General features: G+C 37.5%; 26 protein-coding genes and 1 riboswitch. Of the genes, 6 read left to right on the top strand and 20 right to left on the bottom strand.

Annotation, left to right across the window (positions count from 1 at the left end; genetic code table 11):
• Window positions 1-208: 208 nt before the first annotated feature.
• The 3 genes from gcvPB to gcvT are packed head-to-tail and all read right to left on the bottom strand — an operon-like array spanning window position 209 to window position 4,136.
• Complete coding sequence (gcvPB, locus tag BMMGA3_RS11110; RefSeq protein ID WP_004435615.1) at window positions 209-1,672, bottom strand: aminomethyl-transferring glycine dehydrogenase subunit GcvPB; 1,464 nt, start codon at window positions 1,670-1,672, stop codon at window positions 209-211.
• Window positions 1,665-3,011, bottom strand: coding sequence for an aminomethyl-transferring glycine dehydrogenase subunit GcvPA (gene gcvPA, locus BMMGA3_RS11115; RefSeq protein WP_004435616.1), 1,347 nt, complete (start codon window positions 3,009-3,011; stop codon window positions 1,665-1,667). The genes gcvPB and gcvPA overlap by 8 nt, the downstream gene beginning before the upstream one ends.
• A gap of 3 nt (window positions 3,012-3,014) precedes the next feature.
• Window positions 3,015-4,136 carry a glycine cleavage system aminomethyltransferase GcvT gene (gene gcvT, locus BMMGA3_RS11120; RefSeq protein ID WP_004435618.1) on the bottom strand — a complete coding sequence of 374 codons (1,122 nt, stop codon included), beginning with the start codon at window positions 4,134-4,136 and terminating at the stop codon, window positions 3,015-3,017.
• Window positions 4,137-4,336: 200 nt separating this feature from the next.
• Window positions 4,337-4,429, bottom strand: a riboswitch (glycine riboswitch).
• Window positions 4,430-4,606: 177 nt separating this feature from the next.
• On the opposite strand from gcvT, the gene BMMGA3_RS11125 reads away from it, so the two are divergent.
• Both BMMGA3_RS11125 and BMMGA3_RS11130 read left to right on the top strand, forming a co-directional pair.
• On the top strand, window positions 4,607-6,304 hold the full coding sequence (locus BMMGA3_RS11125) for a DEAD/DEAH box helicase (protein ID WP_004435619.1): 1,698 nt from the start codon (window positions 4,607-4,609) through the stop codon (window positions 6,302-6,304).
• On the top strand, window positions 6,273-7,064 hold the full coding sequence (locus tag BMMGA3_RS11130) for a YqhG family protein (protein ID WP_004435620.1): 792 nt from the start codon (window positions 6,273-6,275) through the stop codon (window positions 7,062-7,064). The genes BMMGA3_RS11125 and BMMGA3_RS11130 overlap by 32 nt, the downstream gene beginning before the upstream one ends.
• 45 nt (window positions 7,065-7,109) lie before the next feature.
• Here BMMGA3_RS11130 and BMMGA3_RS11135 read toward each other — a convergent pair whose 3' ends face one another.
• From BMMGA3_RS11135 to comGA, 10 genes are read right to left on the bottom strand one after another with little or no spacing between them, the layout of a single operon-like run.
• Window positions 7,110-7,286 (bottom strand): YqzE family protein, encoded by a 177-nt coding sequence (locus BMMGA3_RS11135; protein ID WP_081485685.1) that lies wholly within the window; start codon window positions 7,284-7,286, stop codon window positions 7,110-7,112.
• Between the two features lie 42 nt (window positions 7,287-7,328).
• Complete coding sequence (locus BMMGA3_RS11140; protein ID WP_412150331.1) at window positions 7,329-7,643, bottom strand: shikimate kinase; 315 nt, start codon at window positions 7,641-7,643, stop codon at window positions 7,329-7,331.
• 55 nt (window positions 7,644-7,698) lie between these two features.
• On the bottom strand, window positions 7,699-7,833 hold the full coding sequence (locus BMMGA3_RS18655) for a shikimate kinase (protein WP_318533204.1): 135 nt from the start codon (window positions 7,831-7,833) through the stop codon (window positions 7,699-7,701).
• 13 nt (window positions 7,834-7,846) lie between these two features.
• Window positions 7,847-8,233, bottom strand: a complete 387-nt coding sequence (comGG, locus tag BMMGA3_RS11145; protein WP_004435627.1) for a competence type IV pilus minor pilin ComGG — start codon at window positions 8,231-8,233, stop codon at window positions 7,847-7,849.
• A complete protein-coding gene (comGF, locus tag BMMGA3_RS11150; RefSeq protein ID WP_237712842.1) occupies window positions 8,230-8,703 on the bottom strand; it encodes a competence type IV pilus minor pilin ComGF in 474 nt (157 codons plus the stop codon). The genes comGG and comGF overlap by 4 nt, the downstream gene beginning before the upstream one ends.
• Entirely contained in the window at window positions 8,654-8,983 is a 330-nt protein-coding gene (locus BMMGA3_RS11155) for a hypothetical protein (RefSeq protein ID WP_004435631.1), read from the bottom strand. Before BMMGA3_RS11155 ends, comGF begins: the two co-directional genes overlap by 50 nt.
• A complete protein-coding gene (gene comGD / locus BMMGA3_RS11160; RefSeq protein ID WP_004435633.1) occupies window positions 8,958-9,407 on the bottom strand; it encodes a competence type IV pilus minor pilin ComGD in 450 nt (149 codons plus the stop codon). Before comGD ends, BMMGA3_RS11155 begins: the two co-directional genes overlap by 26 nt.
• Window positions 9,404-9,715, bottom strand: a complete 312-nt coding sequence (gene comGC, locus BMMGA3_RS11165; protein WP_004435635.1) for a competence type IV pilus major pilin ComGC — start codon at window positions 9,713-9,715, stop codon at window positions 9,404-9,406. Before comGC ends, comGD begins: the two co-directional genes overlap by 4 nt.
• Window positions 9,716-9,730: 15 nt before the next feature.
• Window positions 9,731-10,762: a competence type IV pilus assembly protein ComGB gene (gene comGB / locus BMMGA3_RS11170; protein WP_004435638.1), complete on the bottom strand. Its 1,032-nt coding sequence runs from the start codon at window positions 10,760-10,762 to the stop codon at window positions 9,731-9,733.
• Window positions 10,737-11,819 (bottom strand): competence type IV pilus ATPase ComGA, encoded by a 1,083-nt coding sequence (gene comGA, locus BMMGA3_RS11175; RefSeq protein WP_004435641.1) that lies wholly within the window; start codon window positions 11,817-11,819, stop codon window positions 10,737-10,739. The genes comGB and comGA overlap by 26 nt, the downstream gene beginning before the upstream one ends.
• Window positions 11,820-12,178: 359 nt before the next feature.
• Between comGA and BMMGA3_RS11185 the strand changes: the two genes are divergently transcribed.
• Both BMMGA3_RS11185 and BMMGA3_RS11190 read left to right on the top strand, forming a co-directional pair.
• Entirely contained in the window at window positions 12,179-12,880 is a 702-nt protein-coding gene (locus BMMGA3_RS11185; protein ID WP_004435643.1) for a helix-turn-helix transcriptional regulator, read from the top strand.
• A gap of 83 nt (window positions 12,881-12,963) precedes the next feature.
• On the top strand, window positions 12,964-13,209 hold the full coding sequence (locus BMMGA3_RS11190) for a DUF2626 domain-containing protein (RefSeq protein ID WP_004435645.1): 246 nt from the start codon (window positions 12,964-12,966) through the stop codon (window positions 13,207-13,209).
• Between the two features lie 37 nt (window positions 13,210-13,246).
• Here the strand turns inward: BMMGA3_RS11190 and BMMGA3_RS11195 are convergent, their stop codons facing one another.
• A complete protein-coding gene (locus tag BMMGA3_RS11195; protein ID WP_004435648.1) occupies window positions 13,247-14,356 on the bottom strand; it encodes a class I SAM-dependent methyltransferase in 1,110 nt (369 codons plus the stop codon).
• A gap of 188 nt (window positions 14,357-14,544) precedes the next feature.
• Window positions 14,545-15,180, bottom strand: coding sequence for an MBL fold metallo-hydrolase (locus BMMGA3_RS11200; RefSeq protein ID WP_004435650.1), 636 nt, complete (start codon window positions 15,178-15,180; stop codon window positions 14,545-14,547).
• A 78-nt stretch (window positions 15,181-15,258) separates the two neighbouring features.
• Here BMMGA3_RS11200 and BMMGA3_RS11205 point away from each other — a divergent pair, with 78 nt between their 5' ends.
• Both BMMGA3_RS11205 and BMMGA3_RS17465 read left to right on the top strand, forming a co-directional pair.
• Window positions 15,259-15,753: a hypothetical protein gene (locus tag BMMGA3_RS11205; protein WP_004435653.1), complete on the top strand. Its 495-nt coding sequence runs from the start codon at window positions 15,259-15,261 to the stop codon at window positions 15,751-15,753.
• Between the two features lie 96 nt (window positions 15,754-15,849).
• On the top strand, window positions 15,850-16,023 hold the full coding sequence (locus tag BMMGA3_RS17465; protein ID WP_004435655.1) for a DUF2759 domain-containing protein: 174 nt from the start codon (window positions 15,850-15,852) through the stop codon (window positions 16,021-16,023).
• A 24-nt stretch (window positions 16,024-16,047) separates the two neighbouring features.
• On the opposite strand, the gene BMMGA3_RS11215 is transcribed toward BMMGA3_RS17465, so the two are convergent.
• From BMMGA3_RS11215 to BMMGA3_RS11235, 5 genes are all read right to left on the bottom strand, one after another.
• Window positions 16,048-17,220, bottom strand: coding sequence for a YqgU-like beta propeller domain-containing protein (locus BMMGA3_RS11215; RefSeq protein ID WP_004435657.1), 1,173 nt, complete (start codon window positions 17,218-17,220; stop codon window positions 16,048-16,050).
• 279 nt (window positions 17,221-17,499) lie between these two features.
• Window positions 17,500-18,687 (bottom strand): M14 family metallopeptidase, encoded by a 1,188-nt coding sequence (locus BMMGA3_RS11220; protein ID WP_004435659.1) that lies wholly within the window; start codon window positions 18,685-18,687, stop codon window positions 17,500-17,502.
• A gap of 152 nt (window positions 18,688-18,839) precedes the next feature.
• Window positions 18,840-20,735, bottom strand: a complete 1,896-nt coding sequence (locus BMMGA3_RS11225) for an LTA synthase family protein (RefSeq protein WP_004435660.1) — start codon at window positions 20,733-20,735, stop codon at window positions 18,840-18,842.
• 288 nt (window positions 20,736-21,023) lie between these two features.
• Window positions 21,024-22,001 (bottom strand): ROK family glucokinase, encoded by a 978-nt coding sequence (locus tag BMMGA3_RS11230; RefSeq protein ID WP_004435662.1) that lies wholly within the window; start codon window positions 21,999-22,001, stop codon window positions 21,024-21,026.
• A gap of 21 nt (window positions 22,002-22,022) precedes the next feature.
• Entirely contained in the window at window positions 22,023-22,232 is a 210-nt protein-coding gene (locus BMMGA3_RS11235) for a YqgQ family protein (RefSeq protein WP_004435665.1), read from the bottom strand.
• Window positions 22,233-22,313: the final 81 nt, after the last annotated feature.

Below are 22,313 nucleotides of genomic sequence, written 5' to 3' on the forward strand. Positions count from 1 at the left end.
CCCTGCTGAACTGGAGGAAACTACTGCTGAACGAAACCACTGAACGGGAGTAACGGGAGTAGTCTCCTCCTGAACGGGAGTAAACTCATGCTGAACGGGAGTAATCTCCTTCCGAACAAGAGTAAACTCTCCTAAACCAAGAGTTAAAGCTGCAGCGCAGCACTCAAAAAATTTGGCATGGCGCCAAGCACCATGCCAAATTTGTACGTTATGATTGTTTTACATATCGAAGAACTGGTTTGCGGGCAGCCAACGCTTCATCTAACCTGCTGACAACCGTTGTATGAGGTGCTTCTTGTACAATTTCCGGATTTTCTTCAGCTTCTTTTGCAATTTGAATCATCGCATCAATAAATGCATCAAGCGTTTCTTTTGATTCGGTTTCAGTCGGTTCAATCATGATACACTCTTCCACGTTTAACGGGAAGTAAATGGTCGGCGGATGATAGCCGAAATCAAGCAAGCGTTTCGCAATGTCAAGCGTACGCACTCCAAGTTTCTTTTGGCGCTTCCCGCTTAATACGAATTCATGCTTACAATGTCTATTATATGGCAAATCATAATATTCCGCGAGTCTTCTCATCATATAGTTTGCGTTTAACACAGCATATTCACTGACTGCTTTTAAGCCATCCGGCCCCATTGAACGGATATACGTGTAAGCACGGACATTGATTCCGAAATTCCCATAAAACGGCTTGACGCGACCGATCGATTGCGGACGGTCATAATCAAGGACATATTCCTCGCCGCGTTTCGTTACAACTGGTTTTGGAAGAAAAGGAATTAAATCTGCTTTTACCCCTACCGGACCTGAACCAGGACCGCCTCCTCCGTGTGGGCCTGTAAAGGTTTTATGAAGGTTTAAATGAACAACGTCAAATCCCATGTCTCCTGGGCGGGCTTTTGATAAAACAGCATTCAAGTTCGCACCGTCATAATACAATTTTCCGCCGGCGTCATGGACAATTTCCGCCATTTCTAAAATATTCTCTTCAAATAAACCGAGTGTGTTTGGATTTGTCAGCATGAGAGCGGCAGTATCTTCGCCGACTACGCGTCTTAAATCTTCCAAATCGACAAGTCCGTTTTCATTCGATTTAACGGTTATGGTTTCAAATCCTGCAACAGAGGCAGAAGCGGGATTCGTTCCATGAGCTGAGTCAGGGACAATGACTTTCGTCCGCTTTGTATCCCCGTTTGCTTCATGGTATGCACGGATCATCATCAGCCCTGTCCATTCCCCATGAGCGCCTGCGGCCGGCTGAAGCGTCACTTCATCCATGCCGGTAATCTCCTTTAAATGCTGCTGGAGATCATACATTAATTCTAGCGCACCCTGGACGGAACTTTCGTCCTGAAGCGGGTGAATGTGTGCAAAACCATGAAAGCGGGCAACGTTTTCATTGATTTTCGGATTGTATTTCATTGTACAAGATCCAAGCGGATAAAAACCTGAATCCACCCCGTGATTGCGCTTTGATAAAGCTGTATAATGGCGCATAATATCAAGCTCAGAAACTTCCGGCAGATCAGGCTCTTCTTTTCGCAAATACTCGTCCGGCAGAAGATCGTTTACATCGATTTCCGGAACATCCATTTCCGGAAGACTGTATCCAATGCGCCCTGGTGTGCTCATTTCAAAAATCAGCGGTTGATCTTGTTTATGCATGGAAATCCCCCAATTCTTTCACGAAAGTATCAATCTCTTCTTTTGTTCTTAATTCCGTTACGGCGACTAACATATGATTTTCCAATTCTGAAAAATCATGCCCGAGATCATATCCGCCAATGATTCCCTTTTGTAAAAGAGCCTTGTTTACATCTTTCACCGACTTATTCAGCTTCACAATAAATTCATTAAAAGCAGGGCCATCAAAGACAAGCTCAAAACCATTTTTTATGAATGCTTTTTTCGCATAATGAGCCTTTTGAATATTGGCAACAGCCATCTCTTTCACACCTTTTTTTCCTAAAGCCGTCATGGCAACAGAGGCCGCAAGTGCATTTAGTGCCTGGTTGGAACAAATATTGGAAGTTGCTTTGTCGCGGCGGATGTGTTGTTCGCGTGCTTGTAGAGTCAGAACAAAACCTCGGCGCCCTTCCTCATCCACTGTTTGGCCAACAAGCCGGCCAGGCAATTTTCGCATCAGTTTGCTCGTAACAGCAAAGTAACCGCAATGAGGACCGCCAAAAGCTGTCGGTATTCCAAATGGCTGAGCATCACCGACAACGATATCGGCTCCGAAGTTCCCTGGCGGCCTTAACACACCAAGTGCAAGCGGATTACTTGAAACAACAAACATCGCTTTTTGGCCATGAGCTATTTCCTCAATCTCTTTTAAAGGTTCTATGCGGCCGAAGAAATTTGGATACTGTACAATGACAGCCGCCACCTCATCTGTCACCATATTTTTCAGTTGCTCAATATCTGTGATCCCGTCTTTATAGGGAACTTCGACTACCTCAATATATTGTCCTTTCGCATATGTCTTTACGACTTCTTTTGCTTCTGGATGAACTGCTGAGGAAATAACTACTTTCTTTCTCCTTGTTTGTCCTGCGCTTAACATGGCGGCTTCCGCCAGAGCTGTTGCGCCGTCATACATGGAGGAATTGGCTACTTCCATTCCAGTTAATTCGCAGATCATTGTTTGGAATTCAAAAATAGCTTGAAGTTCACCTTGAGAAATTTCAGGCTGATACGGTGTATACGCTGTATAAAATTCTGAACGAGAAATAACATGGTCTACAATGACCGGAATGTAATGATCATAAACACCTGCTCCGAGAAAAGAGGTATTTTTCTTTAAATCTGCATTTTTTTCAGCCAAAAAAGCTAATTCTTTCATTAAAGATGATTCAGACTTTGCTGGTTTTATGTTATATTCGCCCTTAAAACGGACGCGTTCTGGAATATCGCTGAACAGGTCATCAATAGAGGATACGCCGATTGTTTCCAACATTGCCTTTTTGTCCTGTTCTGTCATCGGTAAATAGCGATGCTTCATCGTTTACTTTCCTCCCTGTGACTTCTTTTCTCTTTTATAAAAAGGTGTTGACACAATAACTGCTTTTAGACGCTTGCTACGGATTTCAATGTCGACTTCATTGCCAAGTTCTGCTTCCTCCGCTTTTACTAAGGCAAGCCCGATATTTTTCTTCAATGTTGGAGATTGTGTTCCGCTAGTAACTTCTCCGATTTTTTCGTCACCTTTATATACTTGATAACCGTGGCGCGGAATCCCTCTGTCGATCATTTCTACGCCGACAAGCTTTCTCGGGACCCCGTTTTCTTTTTGTTGTTTTAATGCATCTTTGCCAATAAAATCAGCATCTTTATTAAGCTTTACGGCAAATCCGATTCCCGCTTCAAGCGGGCTGATCTCTGGAGAAAGTTCCTGGCCGTAAAGCGCAAGGCATGCTTCAAAGCGCAACGTATCGCGTGCTCCTAATCCGCATGGCAATATGCAGAATTCCTTTCCTGCCTCAAGGATCTCCTTCCAAAGAACTGGTGCATCATTTGCATCACAATAAATTTCAAATCCGTCTTCACCGGTATATCCCGTTCTTGAGACAAGCGCTTTTTTCCCATTAATGTTCACATCCTGCTGGAATTTAAAAAAGCCAATATTGTTTAGATTTGTTTCTGGTGTTAGTTTTTGAAGAACTTCTTCTGCTAGCGGACCTTGCAGTGCCAATTGAGCTGTTTGTTCAGACAAATCATTAATTTCAACATTTTCATCTAAATGATCTTTGAGCCAATTGAAATCCTTATCGATATTTGCAGCATTTACAACAAGCAGATAGTGGTCTTCTTCCAGCTTATAAACGAGAAGATCGTCAACAGTGCCCCCGTTTTCATAGCACATCGCCGAATATTGGGCACCTCCCGTTTTTAATTTTGAGACATCATTAGTTAACATTTTTTGTAAATACTCTAGACTACCTGTTCCTTTTACTTCAATTTCTCCCATGTGAGAAACATCAAATAATCCTGCCTTTGTCCGGACAGCCTCATGTTCCTCTTTGATGCTTGAGAATTGGACAGGCAATTCCCAGCCTCCAAAATCGATAGTCTTTGCACCATATTCCTTATACGTATCAAATAACGGTGTGCGCTTAAGTTCAGACATCTTGATCCCCCTAATCCTCCATCTGAAATGTTAGTTTACCCAGAATTCAATTCAATAAAAAACGAGCGCCATGGACAAACAAAAAAGGACAGAAAACCCCCTCAATAAATGAGAAGGTCTCTGTCCTTGCACCTGAAAGTTTACCATTGCGGCTTTCCTCTTTGGTGGCTCCAATATTGGTGGAGCACTCTCCAGAGCAGCGTCAAACAAGAGTTCTTTTGCCTGAGAGATTCACAAATCAGCTTTGTTTGCTCCTTCGGCGCTACAAATGTAGTCTCTCCCCTTGTCATCATTCGCATTTATAAAATTTCCCATTATGGTCATACTAAACTTTACGAATAGGTTTTAGATTACACCTTTTAAAAAGAATTTTTAATATGATAAATTTCTAAACTTTCAAAGCTAATCTTATCCTACCATTAAAGAGCTTGGTTGGGCAATAACATTTTCTAGTAAAGGAGCAATTTGACATGACGGTGCAGATTGAGTTCGATTCTTCCTGGCAGGATGAATTTTTACAACGGATTACTAATGATGGCCCCTGGGGAAACTGGGAGTTATTTAAACTAGCCGTTGAAGTGGAAAAACATACGGTCATCCCTGAATTCGAAGGTCTGCAGGCTCCGAAGCACCTGCCAAATTTGACTCCATTGCCCCATCAGCTTGAAGCCGCTAGACAAGTTGTTGAAAACATGCACGGCAAAGCCATTTTGGCTGATGAAGTAGGTCTGGGAAAAACAATTGAAGCGGGCCTGATACTAAAGGAATATATGATTCGGGGTCTCGTAAAAAAAGTGCTTATTCTTGTTCCGGCTTCACTTGTTACCCAATGGGCGAGTGAATTGAATACAAAATTCTTTATCCCGGCCATCACTCAGCGAAAAAGCTATGTATGGGACCAGTGCGATGTTGTTGTATCTTCGATCGATACAGCCAAAAGAAGCCCTCATAGAGAAATAATTTACGAACAGGATTATGATTTGATTATTATCGACGAAGCTCACAAGCTCAAAAATAATAAAACAAAAAACTACGAGTTTGTTCAAAACTTAAAAAAGAAATTCTGCCTACTATTAACAGCTACACCCATTCAAAACCGGATAGAAGAAATCTTTCATTTAGTTTCTTTATTAAAACCAGGGCATTTAGGCAATGAATCTGCTTTCTTTGAAAAGTACAAAAGGGACTCACGGTCGTTTAATGATGACGAACGCCTTCGTGAGCTTGTTAATAAGGTCATGATACGAAACAGGAGGACCGACACCGGGATTGAGTGGACAAAACGGCATGTTGAAACGATACCGATCGAGCTTACAAAAGAAGAACGGGAGCTTTATGATGCAGTAACGGACTTGCGGAGTGAAGGCAACTGGGTCAACTCAAGCCAATTTTCAGTTATGACACTGCAGCGGGAAGCATGCAGCAGCAGGGAAGCTGTTTTTTATACGTTAAAAAATATGCTTGAAAAGCAAGAATCGCCTTCAAAAGCATTTCAAGAGCAAATACAATACCTAGTCTCAAAAGTGGAAGCTGTAAAAACGAATTCGAAAGCAAAAAAAGCTCTTGAACTTATTCAAAAAATAAATGACAAAGTCATCATTTTCACAGAGTACAGAGCAACCCAAATGTATTTGCAATGGTTTTTAAAACAACACGGCATCACCTCTGTCCCTTTTAGGGGAGGCTTTAAACGCGGCAAAAAAGACTGGATGAGAGAATTATTTCAAAATCAAGCTCAAGTGTTAATAGCGACGGAAGCTGGCGGCGAAGGAATTAACCTTCAATTTTGCAATCACATCATTAACTTTGACCTTCCGTGGAATCCGATGCGATTAGAGCAGCGAATTGGGCGGATTCACAGACTTGGCCAGGAAAAAGATGTGATCATCTACAATTTTGCTACAAAAGATACTGTTGAAGAACATATATTAAAACTGCTATATGAAAAAATTTATTTGTTTGAAAAAGTGATTGGTGAGCTCGATGATATATTGACAAAGCTTGAGTTTGGAAATATCGAAGATCATTTAGTTGAAATATTCGGACGATCAGCTTCTGAAGGGGAAATGAGAATAAAAATGGAAAACCTTTCTTCAATGATTCAATTTGCAGAAGAAATAAAAGAGGGTGAGCTTCGTGCAGCAACAGGAAATTCATCAATTTCTTGAAAGATATTTTCATGCCAATGGGTGCGAAATTATAGAAAATAGTCCCGGACACATAACCGTTCAATTAACAATTGAACTTGATAAAGAACTAATGAACAGACCTTTTTACTGGCATTACCTTGAAAAAACCGGTGGGGTTCCAAACCCAATGAAGCTAACGATGATAACAAATTCAGCTGCTGCACCTGAACAAATAAAAGGAGAAAACATCTATTTCGGCTCACCCCGCCTTCATCAAATTTTCAAGTCAACGAAAAATCTTGCCGGTTATATACGGCTTTACGAAAACCGAAGCTTGAAACAACAGCAGCAAACACCGCTATTACCCTGGCTAGGTATAAATGTAAAAATTTCATATCAGTGCGACCGGAAACGAGATATCTTCAAATCAATTGGTTTGCAGTTAATCAACGGACAAATGGTTGAAAATTTTCATGACAGACTGCTAAAAATCCCATTAACACCAAAAATACCTGATTATTCATTTACTCTTTCCCCGCTCGTCATGCCAAAAAGTGGAATAATGAGAATTGAAAACTATATAAGAAATTATCTTGGACAGGAAGACCATACATGGGCAGACGAAGCTATAAAGCGCTGGCAAAAAGATTTGGAATTATTGGATCATTTTTATGAGGGAGAAGAGGAAAGAGAAAGTTATGAAATTGAAAAAAAAGCACTTCAAGAACAATATGAACCGAAGATAAAGATATCGATTATTAACGGCGGTTTATTTTATCTTACAGAAAAATCCATTTAAACTCCAAAAAAGTAACAAGGAAGCAGGCTTTATGCCGCTTCTTTGTTACTTTTTTCTAATTCTTGCCAAAAAGACGTATGGCAAAATACCAAACCAGCGAAATAAAAATGTCCCTTTCTTTTCTTTTTTTTCCGCACGGATTCGTTTCCGATCATCTTTTGGCTGGTCAATATATTTGATTACGGTTTGCGTAATATATTTCACATAATCATTCGTTTTCATCGACACACCTGCTTTCATTCTATCGTTTACAAGTATGTCCAATCATTCCTTTGTTAAACCTTCCTCTATTTCTTTTATAATCTCGGTGATATCCTTTCCGGTTGTATCAATTGTAAAATCGGCTGCTTCTTTGTATAAAGAAAGGCGCGCCTGAAAAAGTTCTTTGATTGCGGCTTTTTTATTCGTTTTTAGCAAAGGCCTAGAATCATCATTTTCGATTCGTTTAAAAATTTCCTCCGGTTCGGCATATAAAAACACGACAACCCCATTTTCCTTCATCCACCTGCGGTTTTCCTCCTTAAGTACAATGCCTCCCCCGGTTGTAATGATCGAACGATTTACTGGCATCTGTTTCAAAATCTCTGACTCAAGAAGGCGGAAGAATTCCTCTCCGTTTTCCTCGAAAATTTGATTAATGCTTTTTTTTTACTTTTTTTTCAAGTTCCTCATCCGTATCAAACACAGGCCAATTCCATTTAGCACTCATAGATTTCCCAACCGTCGTTTTCCCCGAACCCATAAAACCGATTAAATAAATAGCTTTCATTTTTTAACCCCTGTCAGTTTTTTTCTACCCATTTTATCATTTTCCTAAGATCTTTGTCATAAAAAACAAATCCTAAATACTCCTCACCTGAATCTAGTTTTAATCGGAAAGTGGCTTGAATGATGCTGTTCGTTACATGATTAACTTGATAATCCACCTCTCCATGTGTATATTGAAAGACGCCATTTATAGTATTGAATTCGTTTTTTTCTTGGAGCATCTTTTCCATTTTTTTTACCGAGCTCATCATGTAATATTCTTGCTTTAAAATGCTTTCTGTTTCTCGCAAAAGTTTTTTCTCAGAAAGAAATTGTTCTGCATGAATAAGTAAAAAAACAGATAATACAAGAAATAAACTGTATGACAACGGAAAAGTAAAACCGCGCTCATTATTGATCATTCTATAACCTCCATATCGATAAAAGAGCATATTGCCGTTGATTTCTCAGTTCCTCTTTTATCTGCAACAGTAATTTGCACACCATTATGGAGTTTTTGAAAATGAATAGAATGAACCTGTTGGAGCAAAACTTCATGGCCTGTAAAATCTACCCTCCTTCTCAAATTCTCACCATACATCTCATATAAAATGAGTTTTCCGTTCTTTTCCAAAAAAAGCTTGCTTCCGCTAATTTGAAGACGATCACTCATTCTTATTTCTTTTTTTACTTGGCTGACAAAAACCTCCCATTCCATCATCGCCAAACGCTTATTCAGGCTTTCTTCATGTATGACAATTTTATAAAAAATAGGAATATACGAAATAATAAGACAAAATATTGCAAAAGCAAACAGCATCTCTAACATCGTGAATCCTTTATTATTCAATCGTCTCGCATTTTTCAACTGGATGCTGAAATCTTTCCTCAAATTTTACACACACCTCTCTGTCCGTCTTCCAAATAATATCGTATTCATATCCGTATCTGTTCACAACTCTATTTCCAAGGACTTGTCCATCTGCAATTTTGGCCTGCACTTCTTCATAAAGGAGATGGATTGCTCCCGTTTCCATCCTTACTTTCATTGATTGGTAAGAAACCTTCATGACAAACGGGAGCAAAACACCAATAGCAAGAAGCCATATCGATAAAGATAAAAGAAGCTCTCCGAGAAAAAAACCTTCACTCTTTCGTATCTTTCGTAACATAAAATCGCCCCTCGCCTAGCAAAAAAGTCATACGGTATATTTCTTTTCCAATTGTGATATAAATGGATCCAAAACGGTCAATTCTCCCATCGTATGTGAATTTGAAGGACAGTTTTAACGACCCTTCCCGAACTTTAATGATTTTTGAATAGGGTCTTTCAATGATAATTTTTCCGTTTACGTAATCGTGAATTTTGTAATAATGGCTATCAGCCATAAAATTTACATGAACCTGCCGCTCGTGGGAAATCGCATATTGCTGGGCATAATAAAGGTCGGCTTCTAAGCAGGTGAAAAAGAGTGTTTTTTCAATAAATTCATAATGGGGTTTTACCATGAAAACAGTGATAGAAGAAACAATGAGGAATAATGTTAATACAAACAATATTTCTATCAATGTAAAACCTTTTTCGTTTTTTCTCATGAAGAGCCTTCTTTCACAGCTGCGACACCGTTCGTAATTATAACTTCTTTCCCATTTGGACACTTATCTTCTTTTTCATTAAGATAACCTTTTGAAATCAGGTCTTTTACAGATTGAGGATAAACCTTATGTTCAATTTCGTATGCCTGGACTTGAGCCTGAACCATTTTTATGAATGCTTCACAGCCTTTATTGTTAATATTGTCATTGTGCTTTGTAATATTTGGAATCGTAATTATTAACAAAATTGAAATGACGAGCAAAACAATCAACATTTCTATTAACGTAAAACCTTTTTCATTTTTCAATTTAATATCCTCCTTTCAAATTCCATCAAGTAAATGAAACATTGGCAATAAGACAGCAAGATACATTGACACAATCATCAAACCTATGAGGCTATATAGCAGCGGCTGAATAATTTTCATCCATCTTTCTGTTAAAGACTCTAATTTTGTCAAGCAATATTGACTAAAAAAATAAAGCTCCTGCCCAAGTTTGCCGTTTTCCTGGCCATGTTTCACAATTCTCGATAGCTCATACTCAAAAAACGGAAAAGAAGCCAAGATCATTTCAAGCCTCTCCCCTGTTGTCAGCCTTTTTTTAATTTCCGTTCCGATTTCTTTATAGAACGGCTGCCTCATATTATTTTCAAATAAGCTCAAAGCTTCAAAAATAGAAATACCTCCGGTTAACAGATAACTGAATTGAACGGAAAAATAGTGAGTATAAAGAAGTCTGAATACGGGGCCGACGAGTGGAAGACGAACAATCGATCCTTTTTGTAGAAGCTGATTCATTTTGCGGAAATACAAATAATAGTAAAAAAGGGCTAAGAGAAAAAGACAGAAGAAAACAAGAAAAACAATCGGGCCGGAATCACCCAAAAAGTATACAATTCTTGTAAAAAAATTCATTTTCAGCTGCATTGTTTGAAATAGAGATGTAAACTTTGGGAGGAGAATTCTTTCGACAAAAATGAATAAAAACAAAGTAACAGACATTAACAAAAGAGGGTAATACAAAAGCCTAAAAAGCCGTTTTAAATCTTTTTCTCTTTTTAATACCATATTACTTCCGTCAAGAAAAGCTTCAGACAGCCCGCCATGCTTCTCAGCGAAATAAACATAACCAATTAAGTTTTTATTGAAATTAAGCTTTGAAAGAATTTCATATAGAGGATAACCTTCCTTTAAATCCATGAGGCATTCTTCCATTTGTTCTTTTTTATTTCCATCCAGATAAAAAGAAATGGATTCAATTGCTTCTGATAACGGATAACCTCTCGCAAGAAGTTCACCGGTTCGTTTTAAAAACAAAGCTTGTTCTTCAACCTTCCATTTCGAGCGATTCATCATCATACACCCACCTGTCATATTCCGATTCCTTAATATAGCCAAGTGCAATTCCTTTTTTGATCATTTCCTTTAACGTCCTGTACGAAGCCTCAAAATCTTCTCCGTTAGCTCTTCTCATGACAGAGGATAGAGCCCGGCCGTGCAAAATCTCGAAAACACTTGCTCTTTTCCACCTTCCGTACGAAAAGCAATAAGGAGAGCACTCTTCTTCGCAAAATGGACAAGTTAATTCGACAAGACGCTGGGCAGTTACCGCTACAAGCGTTTGTTCTACTTCTAGCCAATTCACACCAAATTCTATCAGCCTGTAGATCGCTCCCTTCGCATCCCTTGTATGCATTGTGCTCAAAACAAGATGTCCCGTTAAAGCAGCCCGAACGGCAATTTTTGCTGTTTCCGCATCTCTTATCTCTCCGACCATGATAATGTCAGGGTCGTGCCGCAAAATAGCTTTTAAGCCAGCAGCATACGATACTCCCGCTTTTTCATTTACTTGCACTTGCAGAACAGAATCAGCATCTTTTTCGATCGGATCCTCTAACGTAATCACATTTCGATTAAATAAATGGGAAGTTTCATTTAGGAGTGAATAAAGGGTAGTGGTCTTGCCGCTTCCGGTTGGTCCGGTGAAAATAATTAGGCCATGAGCGTGTTTAAGTAGCGCTAATAGTTTTCGTGTAATGCTTGGAAATAAGGATAATTGATAAAAAGGAATTTGCTTTTGCTGAGGAAGTATTCGGATAACAAGACTTTCACTACTGTTGGCAGGAAGGGTGGATAAACGAAGTCCGATTGCATCGCCATCGACTATGAAGGAAAAAGCTCCGCTCTGGGGACGCCTTCTTTCTCCGATATCCATTAAAGCCGTAAATTTAAAATGAGAGATGAGTCGGTCACATTCTTCTTTTGGGAGGTAAAGTCGAGGGACTAGACGGTTGCCCATTCGAAGCTGTATCAGGGTATCTTTTTTTCTCGGGATAATGTGAATGTCTGTAGCTTGATTTCGGACAGCATCTCTTATAATTCTGTCAGCCAACTGTTTTATTGAACTCACAATGTAATGCACCACCTTTTCATTTTATTAATTATTATTTCGACAAGTTTCCCTGGAATTCCTTCTCAATCGGCAAATTTTTTTGAATAAATAATATCCTTTTTCAAATAATAAGGACTGCAGCTTTGTAAAGACAAAGAATAATAATTTGAATGGGCTATAGACAAGCGGCAAGGCAACAGACTTTGACTCCGTGATGCGTTGGTTCGAATCCAGCCAACCCAGTTATTTGTTCAATGTTTAGCCATTAATTTGTGAACATTTTCTAAACTTATAGTGTTAACAGTGTTAACCTCATTCCAATGTATTTATGGCTTTATTATAATGGAAGTAACTTATTGGTCCCGAGGTGAACGAAGGTGGAACAAACATTACGAATTACAAATGTTTTATCTGATCCAACACGTTATTACATTTATCAATACATTTCAAAACAGCATCAGGAAGTAACTGTGCAGGAAATTGCGGATGGCTTTAATATTCATCCAAATGTTGCAAGACTTCACTTATCAAAGCTTGAAGATGTTAACATGTTAGTTTCTGAAACAAAAAAAACAGGTAAAGGAGGAAGGCCGAGCAGATATTACCGTTTATCCGACAATGTCATTCAATTGCATTTCCCATATCGTGATTATCAGCTTTTAGCGAAAGTGGCAATACAAACAATGCTTTCTCTTGGTGAAGAAGGGAAAAAAGCACTTTATATGACCGGAAAAAAATTCGGAACAGAAAAGATTGAACAGGAAATTGCAAAGACTTCCCAAAACGGAGAAAGCCTGGATTTTGAACAAAAGCTAAATATTCTTAAAAATGCAGCAATAATTGCAGGCTTTAATCCTGAGTTTGAAGTCAATGAAGAAAAAACTAAAATTTATTTTCAAATTTTTAATTGTCCATTCAAGGAAATAGCGATTACTAACACCAAGATCGTGTGCGGCATGCATTATGAATTCTTAAAGGGAATGTTTGAAACCCTGTTTGATTCAGTTGAATTCGTTGAAAAAGAAAATATGTTTAACGGTTGCTTGGCGTGCGCATATCAGGCATTTGTTACAAACTAAATGGAAACGGTTATTTACTTTTCATTTACCGTTCATTTATAATATTGTAGTGATGGACTTGTTTGGTTAAAGGAGGGATACATATGGACCGTATGTACAGAGTTTTAGGATTTTGGACTGGAATCTTCGCAGTCATGTTCTATTTAGGAGACATGTATACAACGTCCCTAATTTTCTTCGGTCAAACAGGATTTTTCTTATTGTTAAGCTACTTAAAACTGTCCGAGCGTATGTATTTGTATATCTTTGGTGCATACCTGACCATTTTCTTTGCAGGGTTCACCTATTGGACGACTTTTATGATGGTGCCTGGCGCTGGCGGCCAATAATTAAAAGAGGCCTGGACAGAAAAAAAAGCAATGGAGATTATCCATTGCTTTTTTTATTGAATTGAAAAAGCTGATTGGGGTATATATGAAGATTTTTTTGTTGAATCATGATATGGAAGGATCCACTCATCTCATCCGGTAAAATTAGACTTCGGATTGCACGGTTTCGTTTGCTCGTTTCGGAGAAAGGGTTAGGATCATAGTTTTCTTCAAGCTCCTTTAACAATCCAATCGAAAGCAGAAATTCATCTTGCCTCTGTTTTATAAGAAAACGTAAGCCTAATTCCTCTCCTTCTCTTTTAAGAGCATCAAAATGAACATGGCTAGTAATATCCATTTTTCCAGGATGTTTGAGCACATCGTGAAACATCTTATGCTTGTAATATCCCCTTAAACTTCCATCCCTTCTATGCGGCTCCATCCATTCGTCGGTTGTATACCCATAATCTGCAGTTACGACTAAGCCTTTTTCCATCATATTTGAAATTCTGGCTAACATTCGTTCCATTTCAAGCGGGATTTCGATTCGTTGATTTTCGTTCAGTACAATTTTATTTTTTTTGATAAAACAAAGGATTTGTTCATTATCGAGCGGTACCTTTTTTTCTATAAGTTCATTGTTTTCAACTGCAATCATTATCTCATATAACATTCCTTCATTTCTTTCGATTACGTGTACAGGAAGAGCGTCGAATAACTCATTGGAAAATACCATGCCCTTAAAAGGTTTTATTTCCTCAAAGTTGTATATTTGTTTTACATTTGGAAAATTTGTGACCAGGTCTCTTTGCTTTTTTAAATGATACGGGCTTGTTTCTACAATAAAATAACGAAGAGGCAAATGATGCTCCCGATGCCATTCTTTCAAAAATGCCATTGCGAATCTGCCGTTTCCGGCACCAATCTCGCACACAGATGAGGGCAAATCATATTCTTGAACCAATTTTCTGTACCATTTAGCAATCGCTCTTCCATATATATCAGAAATATTGCTTGTTGTAATGAAATCTCCATTTCGGCCAATTTTTTCGCCCTCTCTCATATAATATCCATGTTCAGGATGATAAAGTGCCTCGGCAATATATTGTGCATATGAAATCATTTTTTCAGGTTTGCTTTGAATCAGCTTCTTAAGATAATGAAACATATAATCTCCTTTTTAATTTTCACTATTGACATAGTGTTTACTTTATCATATTGTTAAGGTAGTAGCTTAACTATATCCCCTCCCATTATAAGAATAGAACATCCCCCAGAAAAACCCTTCTCCGGTGAGAAGGGTTTTTCTAATTTGATTCGTCCTATTTTTTTGCTTGAAAATGCAGGAAAATTGAATTAAAATCCATGCAAGTATGGATTCGAATCCATTTCACTGCCGACTGCAGTTTCAGGCCCATGTCCAGGCAGTATAATTGTTTCTTCCGGCAGAGTTAACAATTTATTATGAATACTTTTCAATAATTGTTCATGGTTTCCTCCTGGCAAATCCGTTCTTCCAATACTGCCATAAAACAACGCATCCCCTGAAACCACAAATCCCGCATCTTCAAAATAAAAGGAAACACTTCCCGGAGAATGCCCCGGAGTTTCATAAACATTAAAGGAAAAATCCCCCACACTCATCTTCCCTTCACTTGTTAGAATATGATCTGCCGGTTTCATTCTGACCATCTTTCCTAACATGAAGAGCTGTGAACCGTTGAGTGCCGGATCAATTAGCCACTTCGCTTCTTTTTCGTGGATATATGCTGGAATCTCAAATTCATCTCTTATGTCATCCAGAGCCCCGATATGATCAAAATGGGCATGAGTAATCATAATCGCTTGCGGCTTTAGGTCTTTCTCTTTTATAAACTTAATTAATTTTTCTGGTTCTTCTCCCGGATCAAAAATCAAACAATTTTTTTTCTGATTATAAACAATATAGCAATTTGTTTGCAAAGGTCCGAGAGAAAGTTGAAACCATTTCATTAAAGCACCTCCAATTGCTGGAATACTATCTCTATTTTACACTAATAATGAGATAATGAAAGAAAGGAACGAACAAGAATGAAATTTGTGATCGGGATCGAAGCTAGTCCATTAATTGATGAACTAACTGATTTTCGAAGTCTGTTGATGTCAGAGACGAAAATCAAGGAAATTTATGAACGTCTTTTTATATTTGATAGCCTCATCGAAGCTGAACTTGCAAAAGAAATCCTAAACGAAGGGGAAATTTTTGAAGAATGGCACAATTTAATCGTTTTTTCTGATGGACAGGAAGGAGAATGTTTTTTTGATTATGGTTTTATCACCGGTAGTAACCAGATATACTTATTTAAGGATTTACTCTGTGCTTTTTCAATCTGTTCTGCGGATGAAAAGATGATTGAAATGGCAAACTATCAATTAGATGAGCATCTCATTTTTAAAACGATAACTAATGAAGGGGAAATATATTTTACCGACAGACAAAATGATGAACTTGTTGAACGAATTTGTCAAGCATATGACATAGAAGTGTCATTTTTAGACCTCGACAACTTAACAAAAAAAAGATAAAATATAACTCGAGTGTACACTAAATGTATACATATAAGTTTCACAATCATTTTATAGCATTTGCCTGATGACTATACAGTAAAGGGGGCTCATTTAATGGGACTTGTTATTATTTTTGGTTTAGTAGCATTGCTTGCTGCTTATGGAACTTATAGCACAATACGAAATAAAAACTTCCTTGGACTCATTTTTGCAGCGGGTACTTTTGCTGTAATTGGCTGGTTTACAATCATGACTGCAATCCACCACGGTATTCCTGCTTCACACTAAAAATTGATTTCGAAAAAGACTGCCTTAACTTGGCAGTCTTTTTTTGCTGTAACCGCCATTCTTCAAAAGTGAAAGGACAAGATGATTTTTTACATCAATGATTTTTTCGAGCTGATTTCCATACAAGCACAATGCCCCGTCAGATGAACAGCTGATCGGTTCATTTTCCACGTTTTCCAAAATTACTGTCTCTTCTCTTGTTTCAATGTCAAAAGAGATGAATTCAAAGCCACCTGAATACGTATTTGCGTCACCGCTCGCTTTTAGCCGGAAGGTATAAAACAGCTTGTCTTCAGGATGAAATTCAAAGTAAGGAACAAGCCAATCGGAGTAACTTGATAATAGTGGAACAATGATACTCGATTTTAACTTCATTTGATTTGAATAAAAAGTATATACACCATTATCATCTGACTCTTGTGAGAGCCCAATTGTCATCAAATTGTCCCTATAAGCTTTAGCCTGGATGAGACCCGTCATGATTGTTTTGATTTTTCCGCTTCCATATTTCACCTTTTTTAATGGAGCTAAAAGTGAAGAATGATTTGCGTCCCAGTCCAAATAAATTAACTCGTCTTCTGTCAGCCAGCTGGCAAATGGCTCTGCAAGCTGAAACTCGGATAATTCTTTGTCTTGTATTTTTAAAATGTAAGTATGAAAATCCCACTTCTCCGTAAACGATGACACAAGAAGTAAATTTTCATTATATGGATTCCATTCAAAAGCGAGTTCAAAAGATTTGATTGTTTTAGAAACTAATTCCTTACCGTTTGCTGTAAGGATTGTAATCATTCCCTTGTACGATGAATTGGAAGAATGGATTAGTATTCGTTCACGGGAAGGACTAATAAATACTTCAACAATCGGGTATTTGCTCTTATATAACAAAGTGCTGCGCCCTGTAAAAAGATTATATTTATAAACATTTGATCCTTGATTTACATTTGATACGTAGACGATCGTTTTATTGTCAAGCCATCCGATTGCTCTATCAAATTTACCTTCAGAAATTTCAAGAGGAAGGATATCAAAACGTCTTTTTGGTGTTTCTTTAGACAAATTGTTGCTCTGATTTTTTTCGTTTTTCTCTTCTTCTTTTTTTTCGAATGAGCATCCAAAGAGCATTAATATGGAAATGAAAACAATAAGCAATAACACACTTCGATTTCTTATTATTTTCCATTGCAATCTTTTCATTTCCACATCACCTTTTCTAGTACTATCTATCTGTACGTAATCTTCTATAAAATGTTTCAGTTTTTTTCCATTTGACAAAAATAAGGGTCAGACCCTTCCCATACAATCAATTGACAAACAATCATAAAACTCATTCTGAATATTGTCATTGTAGGATGGAGTCAGACCCTTATGAATCGAATGAAGTTGTAAAAATATGATCTTTACGACCACAACCGTCACAGGTGATTTTTGCAATGCTAATCAATCATTTTTAAGTAATTAAAAGGAAAAACAAGGCTACATGTATAAAGCTGCCAGAAAAATTCCCAAAACTTCCTCATAAATTTGATCAAATTGAGAAAGTGGCAATGGATTTGTGCCCTCCCCTAATTCGATCGTAAATCCAGGGCGGCGAAATTCCTGTATAAACCAATCTCTATATCCTGCATGACTGTCAATGTAACGGACCGATTTATAACCGCTCACTCTTGCAAATTCATTTGCTATTCTTTCAGATTCCGAAGGTTCCAATCCTTCATATCCCCAATAAAATTCTTTTCCTTGCGTATGGAATGCAAGCATCCTGTCAAAATCAATCATTCTAGCCAGATTTGCCATTTCAATAGCCTCCGGTTCGGTAAGCGGGGTATCACCTGGATAATCTCTTGGTGCAGGAGCTTTAGGTTCTTTTCTTTCTTTTTCAATTTCCCACTTTGCCGGAAATTGTTTATTAAGGTCTATACCGCGAATATTTCCCTTCCAGCCGGTATAATCGGTACTGCCTTTATTTATTTTCATGACACTTTCCCTCATTTCTTCCGGAGGCCCGTTTAAAACTAAATTGACTCCATCCGGATTAACCATAGGGATTATTGTAAGGTCAACACTGTTATAAAGAGGAAGTGTAGATAATCCTCTAATCAAGGTTGAATTTGTTAAAGAAAGGAGGAAAGTGTTTAAATAACTCATTAGAATTGAAGTCGTGATCCATTCATTCGCATGGAATGAAGCATTCATTTGTACCTTTTTTTGTCCATTCCCGAGCCTTATTTGTTGTATAGGCAATCCAAACACACTTTTTCCTATCAAGTTTATATTTAAAAATGGATATATTTCCTTTAATTTGTTAATATCAGCCTGTAAAACCTGATAATTGTATTCTCTCTTCCCGTTTACAATGGGAGAAGTTACCCTAACCGGCAAAAGTATATTTTCTCCTGCCTTTAACTGATTAGGATTGACATTTTGATTCAAAAGCAGCAAGGCATCAACTGACATATTGCCGGTGGCAGAAAGCTTCCAAAAAGTATCATTTTCTCTTATCGTATAAGATCTTGAAATAAATCCTGGGATTTCTATTTCCTGCCCAATTTGTAATCTGGCAGGGTTAAGATCAGGATTTGAATCAGTAATCAAATTCAATGGAATTCGAAAAAGCTGACTATAATACCAGAAAGAATCACCGGACCGAGCTCGAACTTTCATGTTACACCTCCTTCCATCATTAAAAAATCTATGATGAAAAATAAAAAAAATAACTTTCTTTGTCTTATACATAATCAATAATAAGCAGCATATTACTTGCGAACCTAAAAAAAGGGCCGACTCACAGGCAAAGAGTCAGCCCCAGCTATCCACTATTCAATTTCTTTATTTATTCCATTTCCTTTATCACGGTATTTTGTCTTTTCATAGAACCGCAATAAGTCCCCATAAATAATTTTATCAGAATATTCAAGTTCATTTTTTGCTTTTTCCATATATGGTTCACATGCGTTCTTATTTGCTACAGGTTCACCGGTTGCCTTATCATAACATGTTTCACGTGTATACACATAATCTTTCGTAATAAAACTACCATCCCTTAAGACAGCAAAATCCATTTTGTTTTTAGAGAATAAATCTGAACCGAATTGAATGTCTTGTTTCGTATCAATACCAAGCAAATGCAGAATTGTCGGCTTTAGGTCGATTTGCCCTGAAACAGTTGAAATCGTTTTGCTTTTATGTCCAGGTATATGAATAATTAGCGGAACCCTTTGCAGCTGCGTGCTTACAAATGGTGTTATTTCCTGACCAAGGTATTCACTCATCGCTTTATTATGGTTTTCTGAAATTCCATAATGATCTCCATAAAGAATAATAATCGAGTCCTCATAAAGTCCTTCGTCTTTTAATTTTTGGATAAAGTTCTTCAAAGCTTCATCCTCATAACGTACGGTTGTAAAATAATTATTTACAGTTTTATCATTTGAAGTATACGGCTCAATTAACATATCTTCTTCTTTTAACTCAAATGGAAAGTGGTTTGTTAATGTAATCAATTTTGCATAAAAAGGTTTTGGCATTTCCTTTAAGTGCTTTATAGACTGTTCAAAGAAATCCATGTCCTTTAAGCCCCAGCCAACTGAATTTTCTTCATTGACTTCATAGTCGTTAATATCATAGAAACGTTGATAGCCAAGTGATTTATACATAATATCTCTATTCCAAAAGCTTTTGTTATTTGCATGCAAAGATGCAGTAAAATATCCGTATTTATTCAAAATTTCCGGAGTTGCTGTATATTCATTTCCAGAGTGAGTAAAGAATACCGCACCACGGCTTAATGGGTATAGTGAATTCTCCACGATAAACTCAGAATCGGATGTTTTCCCCTGGCCTGTTTGGTGGTAAAAATTATCAAAGTAATAGCTTTCTTTAATAAAATCATTTAAGAACGGCGTAATTTCTTGACCATTCACTGTTCGATTGAGAACAAAGCTTTGTGTTGATTCCATCGATACTAAAATGACATTTTTTCCTTTTGCAATACCAAACATGTCATTGTTAGGCTGCTTATAATTAGCACGAACATAGTTGTCGATGTCCGCTAATTCACTGCCGTCAGCAAACGCCCGCTGAGCAGAAGACTTTGACTGAAGAAAAGCATCGTAAATATGGTAATTGTATGTCCCAATATTTTTTATCAGCATTTCACGGTCAAATGTCCGCGTCAAAAGCTGCGGGCGTTCAGTTTCTGCAAGGCCCAGATTTAAGAAAGCGATGGCAATTGCGATTAAAAAATATGCTCGTCTGTGCACCTTTGAATACTCGCGATAACCAACAAATTTTGGTTTGAATTTGACAATTAAAGCGAGAATAATAAAGTCAGAGAAATACAAAAAATCACTTAAATTCAATAATTCATTTACACTGCTTCCTAGATCGCTCATATTGCTTGTTTGGAACAAGACCGGTATAGTCAGGAAATCATTAAAAAACCTGTAAAAGACAACGTTTGCAAACAAAACGGCAGACACTAGAAAGCTAGTAATCAAAATATACCGGTTTTGATTTTTTTCCTTTAGAAATAAACTAATGCCAAAAATAAATAACAGGAAGCTAAGTGGATTAATAAATAAGATAAATTCCTGCTTCCAGTTTTCAATTTTTATATCAAAGCTAGTTTTGTAGACAATATACGTTTTTAGCCAAAGAAGCACTGTCGCAATTGCAAACAATGACACCTTTGGCCATTTAAATTTACGCATCTTTTTTTTACCCTCCCTGTTACGTGGACAGATATGGACCTATTCTTTATGTATTTCAATTTCTTGGCAAACAATTATACAATATCTTAATACTTTTTTTACAAAAATGCAATTCTCCCTTAAAGAATATAATTATAGACTTGTACATTTAGACGTATTCTCTTACATAAATAAATAGACGTTTGAAATCAAAAAAAGTTTCAGATTTATCCATTTTCGAAAAATATCAGAATTATTTACAAAAAAAGGAGCATCCTTTCTTTCCGGAAGCTCCTAGCACAGTTCAATTTACTTTTGAACAATTCTATTCTTAACAAGCCATGCTGCTCCAATAACACCTGCATCATTTCCGAGTGTCGCTATCAAAATTTTGGTGGATACAGCCACTCTTGGAAAAGCAAATTTTTTAAAATATTCTTTGACAGGTTTTAAAAGCACTTCACCGGCTTTCGAAACACCGCCGCCTAAAACAATCTTTTCAGGATTAAGAGTGTTCGCTACATTGGCAAGCGCTAATCCTAGGTAATAAGCTACTTCATCAATTATTTCATTGGCAAGCGGATCGTGATTGCTCGCACAATCGAAAACATCCTTTGAAGTAATCGCACCGTTTTTCATATATCTTTCTGCCAAATCCCCTGCATTTTCTTTTTCGGCAAGCTTTTCATTTGCGATACGGACAATACCCGTTGCCGAAGCAATTGTTTCAAGACAACCCGTTTTTCCACAATTACACGGAACTCCACCTTCTAGTTTTGATGTAATATGGCCTATTTCACCTGCAGCACCACTGATTCCATGAAGGATGTCTCCGTTTGCGATTACACCTCCGCCAACACCTGTTCCAAGCGTTATACAAACTAAGTCTTTTGCTCCGTTGCCGGCCCCTTTCCACATTTCTCCTAATGCAGCACAATTTGCATCATTATCAATCATAACAGGCAGGGAAGTTTCCACTTCCAATAAATCTCTTAAAGGGTACTCATTTTCCCAGCCAAGATTGATAGCTTCGTAAACGGTTCCTGTTGCTAAATTAACAGGACCCGGTGCTCCGATACCGATTCCAATCAGCTTGCTTTTTGGCTGATCAAGTTCTTCCAGTTTTCGGTCGATTGCTTTTGCAATATTCGTTGTAATTTTTTTCCCGTTATCGGATTTGTCAGTTGGGATTTCCCATTTATGAACAATCCCACCATAAGTTGTAATAAATGCAAGTTTTGTCGTTGTTCCGCCAAGATCCACCCCAACAATCCACTTTTCAGCCATGTTCCCCACCTTTTTTCCTTTTCAGCTTTTTCGCTTTTTGTCTTTTTCTCTTTCAATTTCATTTCTTAATAGCAAAAGTGCTGATTGGAACTCTTTTGTCTCAATTAGCTGCGATTGGTAAAGTTCTTTTAATTCGATTTCCATCAGTTCTAAATCAGCCAGTCTATCCCCAACATAAATCAGCGTGCCGTATTTCAATAACAACTGTTGAATATCATAAATTGATTTCATAATGAACAACCTCATAAATTGCAAAATTATCACCGCTAGCATTCATGAAATAAGTATAATCCAAACAAACACACGGCTCAA

Origin of the sequence: Bacillus methanolicus MGA3 (genome assembly GCF_000724485.1) — a bacterium.
Lineage (GTDB): Bacteria > Bacillota > Bacilli > Bacillales > Cytobacillaceae > Bacillus_Z > Bacillus_Z methanolicus_A.

Excerpts from the sequence above, each read along its gene's own strand:
- BMMGA3_RS17465 (WP_004435655.1), top strand. The coding sequence starts at position 15,850 with ATGGGACTTGTTATTATTTTTGGTTTAGTAGCATTGCTTGCTGCTTAT.
- BMMGA3_RS11135 (WP_081485685.1), bottom strand. The coding sequence starts at position 7,286 with ATGAAAACGAATGATTATGTGAAATATATTACGCAAACCGTAATCAAA.
- comGG (WP_004435627.1), bottom strand. The coding sequence starts at position 8,233 with ATGATCAATAATGAGCGCGGTTTTACTTTTCCGTTGTCATACAGTTTA.
- BMMGA3_RS18655 (WP_318533204.1), bottom strand. The coding sequence starts at position 7,833 with ATGAAAGCTATTTATTTAATCGGTTTTATGGGTTCGGGGAAAACGACG.
- BMMGA3_RS11205 (WP_004435653.1), top strand. The coding sequence starts at position 15,259 with ATGAAATTTGTGATCGGGATCGAAGCTAGTCCATTAATTGATGAACTA.
- BMMGA3_RS11235 (WP_004435665.1), bottom strand. The coding sequence starts at position 22,232 with ATGAAATCAATTTATGATATTCAACAGTTGTTATTGAAATACGGCACG.
- gcvPA (WP_004435616.1), bottom strand. The coding sequence starts at position 3,011 with ATGAAGCATCGCTATTTACCGATGACAGAACAGGACAAAAAGGCAATG.
- BMMGA3_RS11195 (WP_004435648.1), bottom strand. The coding sequence starts at position 14,356 with ATGTTTCATTATCTTAAGAAGCTGATTCAAAGCAAACCTGAAAAAATG.
- comGB (WP_004435638.1), bottom strand. The coding sequence starts at position 10,762 with ATGAATCGCTCGAAATGGAAGGTTGAAGAACAAGCTTTGTTTTTAAAA.
- BMMGA3_RS11190 (WP_004435645.1), top strand. The coding sequence starts at position 12,964 with ATGGACCGTATGTACAGAGTTTTAGGATTTTGGACTGGAATCTTCGCA.
- gcvPB (WP_004435615.1), bottom strand. The coding sequence starts at position 1,672 with ATGCATAAACAAGATCAACCGCTGATTTTTGAAATGAGCACACCAGGG.
- BMMGA3_RS11225 (WP_004435660.1), bottom strand. The coding sequence starts at position 20,735 with ATGCGTAAATTTAAATGGCCAAAGGTGTCATTGTTTGCAATTGCGACA.
- gcvT (WP_004435618.1), bottom strand. The coding sequence starts at position 4,136 with ATGTCTGAACTTAAGCGCACACCGTTATTTGATACGTATAAGGAATAT.
- BMMGA3_RS11215 (WP_004435657.1), bottom strand. The coding sequence starts at position 17,220 with ATGAAAAGATTGCAATGGAAAATAATAAGAAATCGAAGTGTGTTATTG.
- comGD (WP_004435633.1), bottom strand. The coding sequence starts at position 9,407 with ATGAGAAAAAACGAAAAAGGTTTTACATTGATAGAAATATTGTTTGTA.
- BMMGA3_RS11230 (WP_004435662.1), bottom strand. The coding sequence starts at position 22,001 with ATGGCTGAAAAGTGGATTGTTGGGGTGGATCTTGGCGGAACAACGACA.
- BMMGA3_RS11220 (WP_004435659.1), bottom strand. The coding sequence starts at position 18,687 with ATGAAAGTTCGAGCTCGGTCCGGTGATTCTTTCTGGTATTATAGTCAG.
- BMMGA3_RS11125 (WP_004435619.1), top strand. The coding sequence starts at position 4,607 with ATGACGGTGCAGATTGAGTTCGATTCTTCCTGGCAGGATGAATTTTTA.
- BMMGA3_RS11155 (WP_004435631.1), bottom strand. The coding sequence starts at position 8,983 with ATGTTACGAAAGATACGAAAGAGTGAAGGTTTTTTTCTCGGAGAGCTT.
- BMMGA3_RS11200 (WP_004435650.1), bottom strand. The coding sequence starts at position 15,180 with ATGAAATGGTTTCAACTTTCTCTCGGACCTTTGCAAACAAATTGCTAT.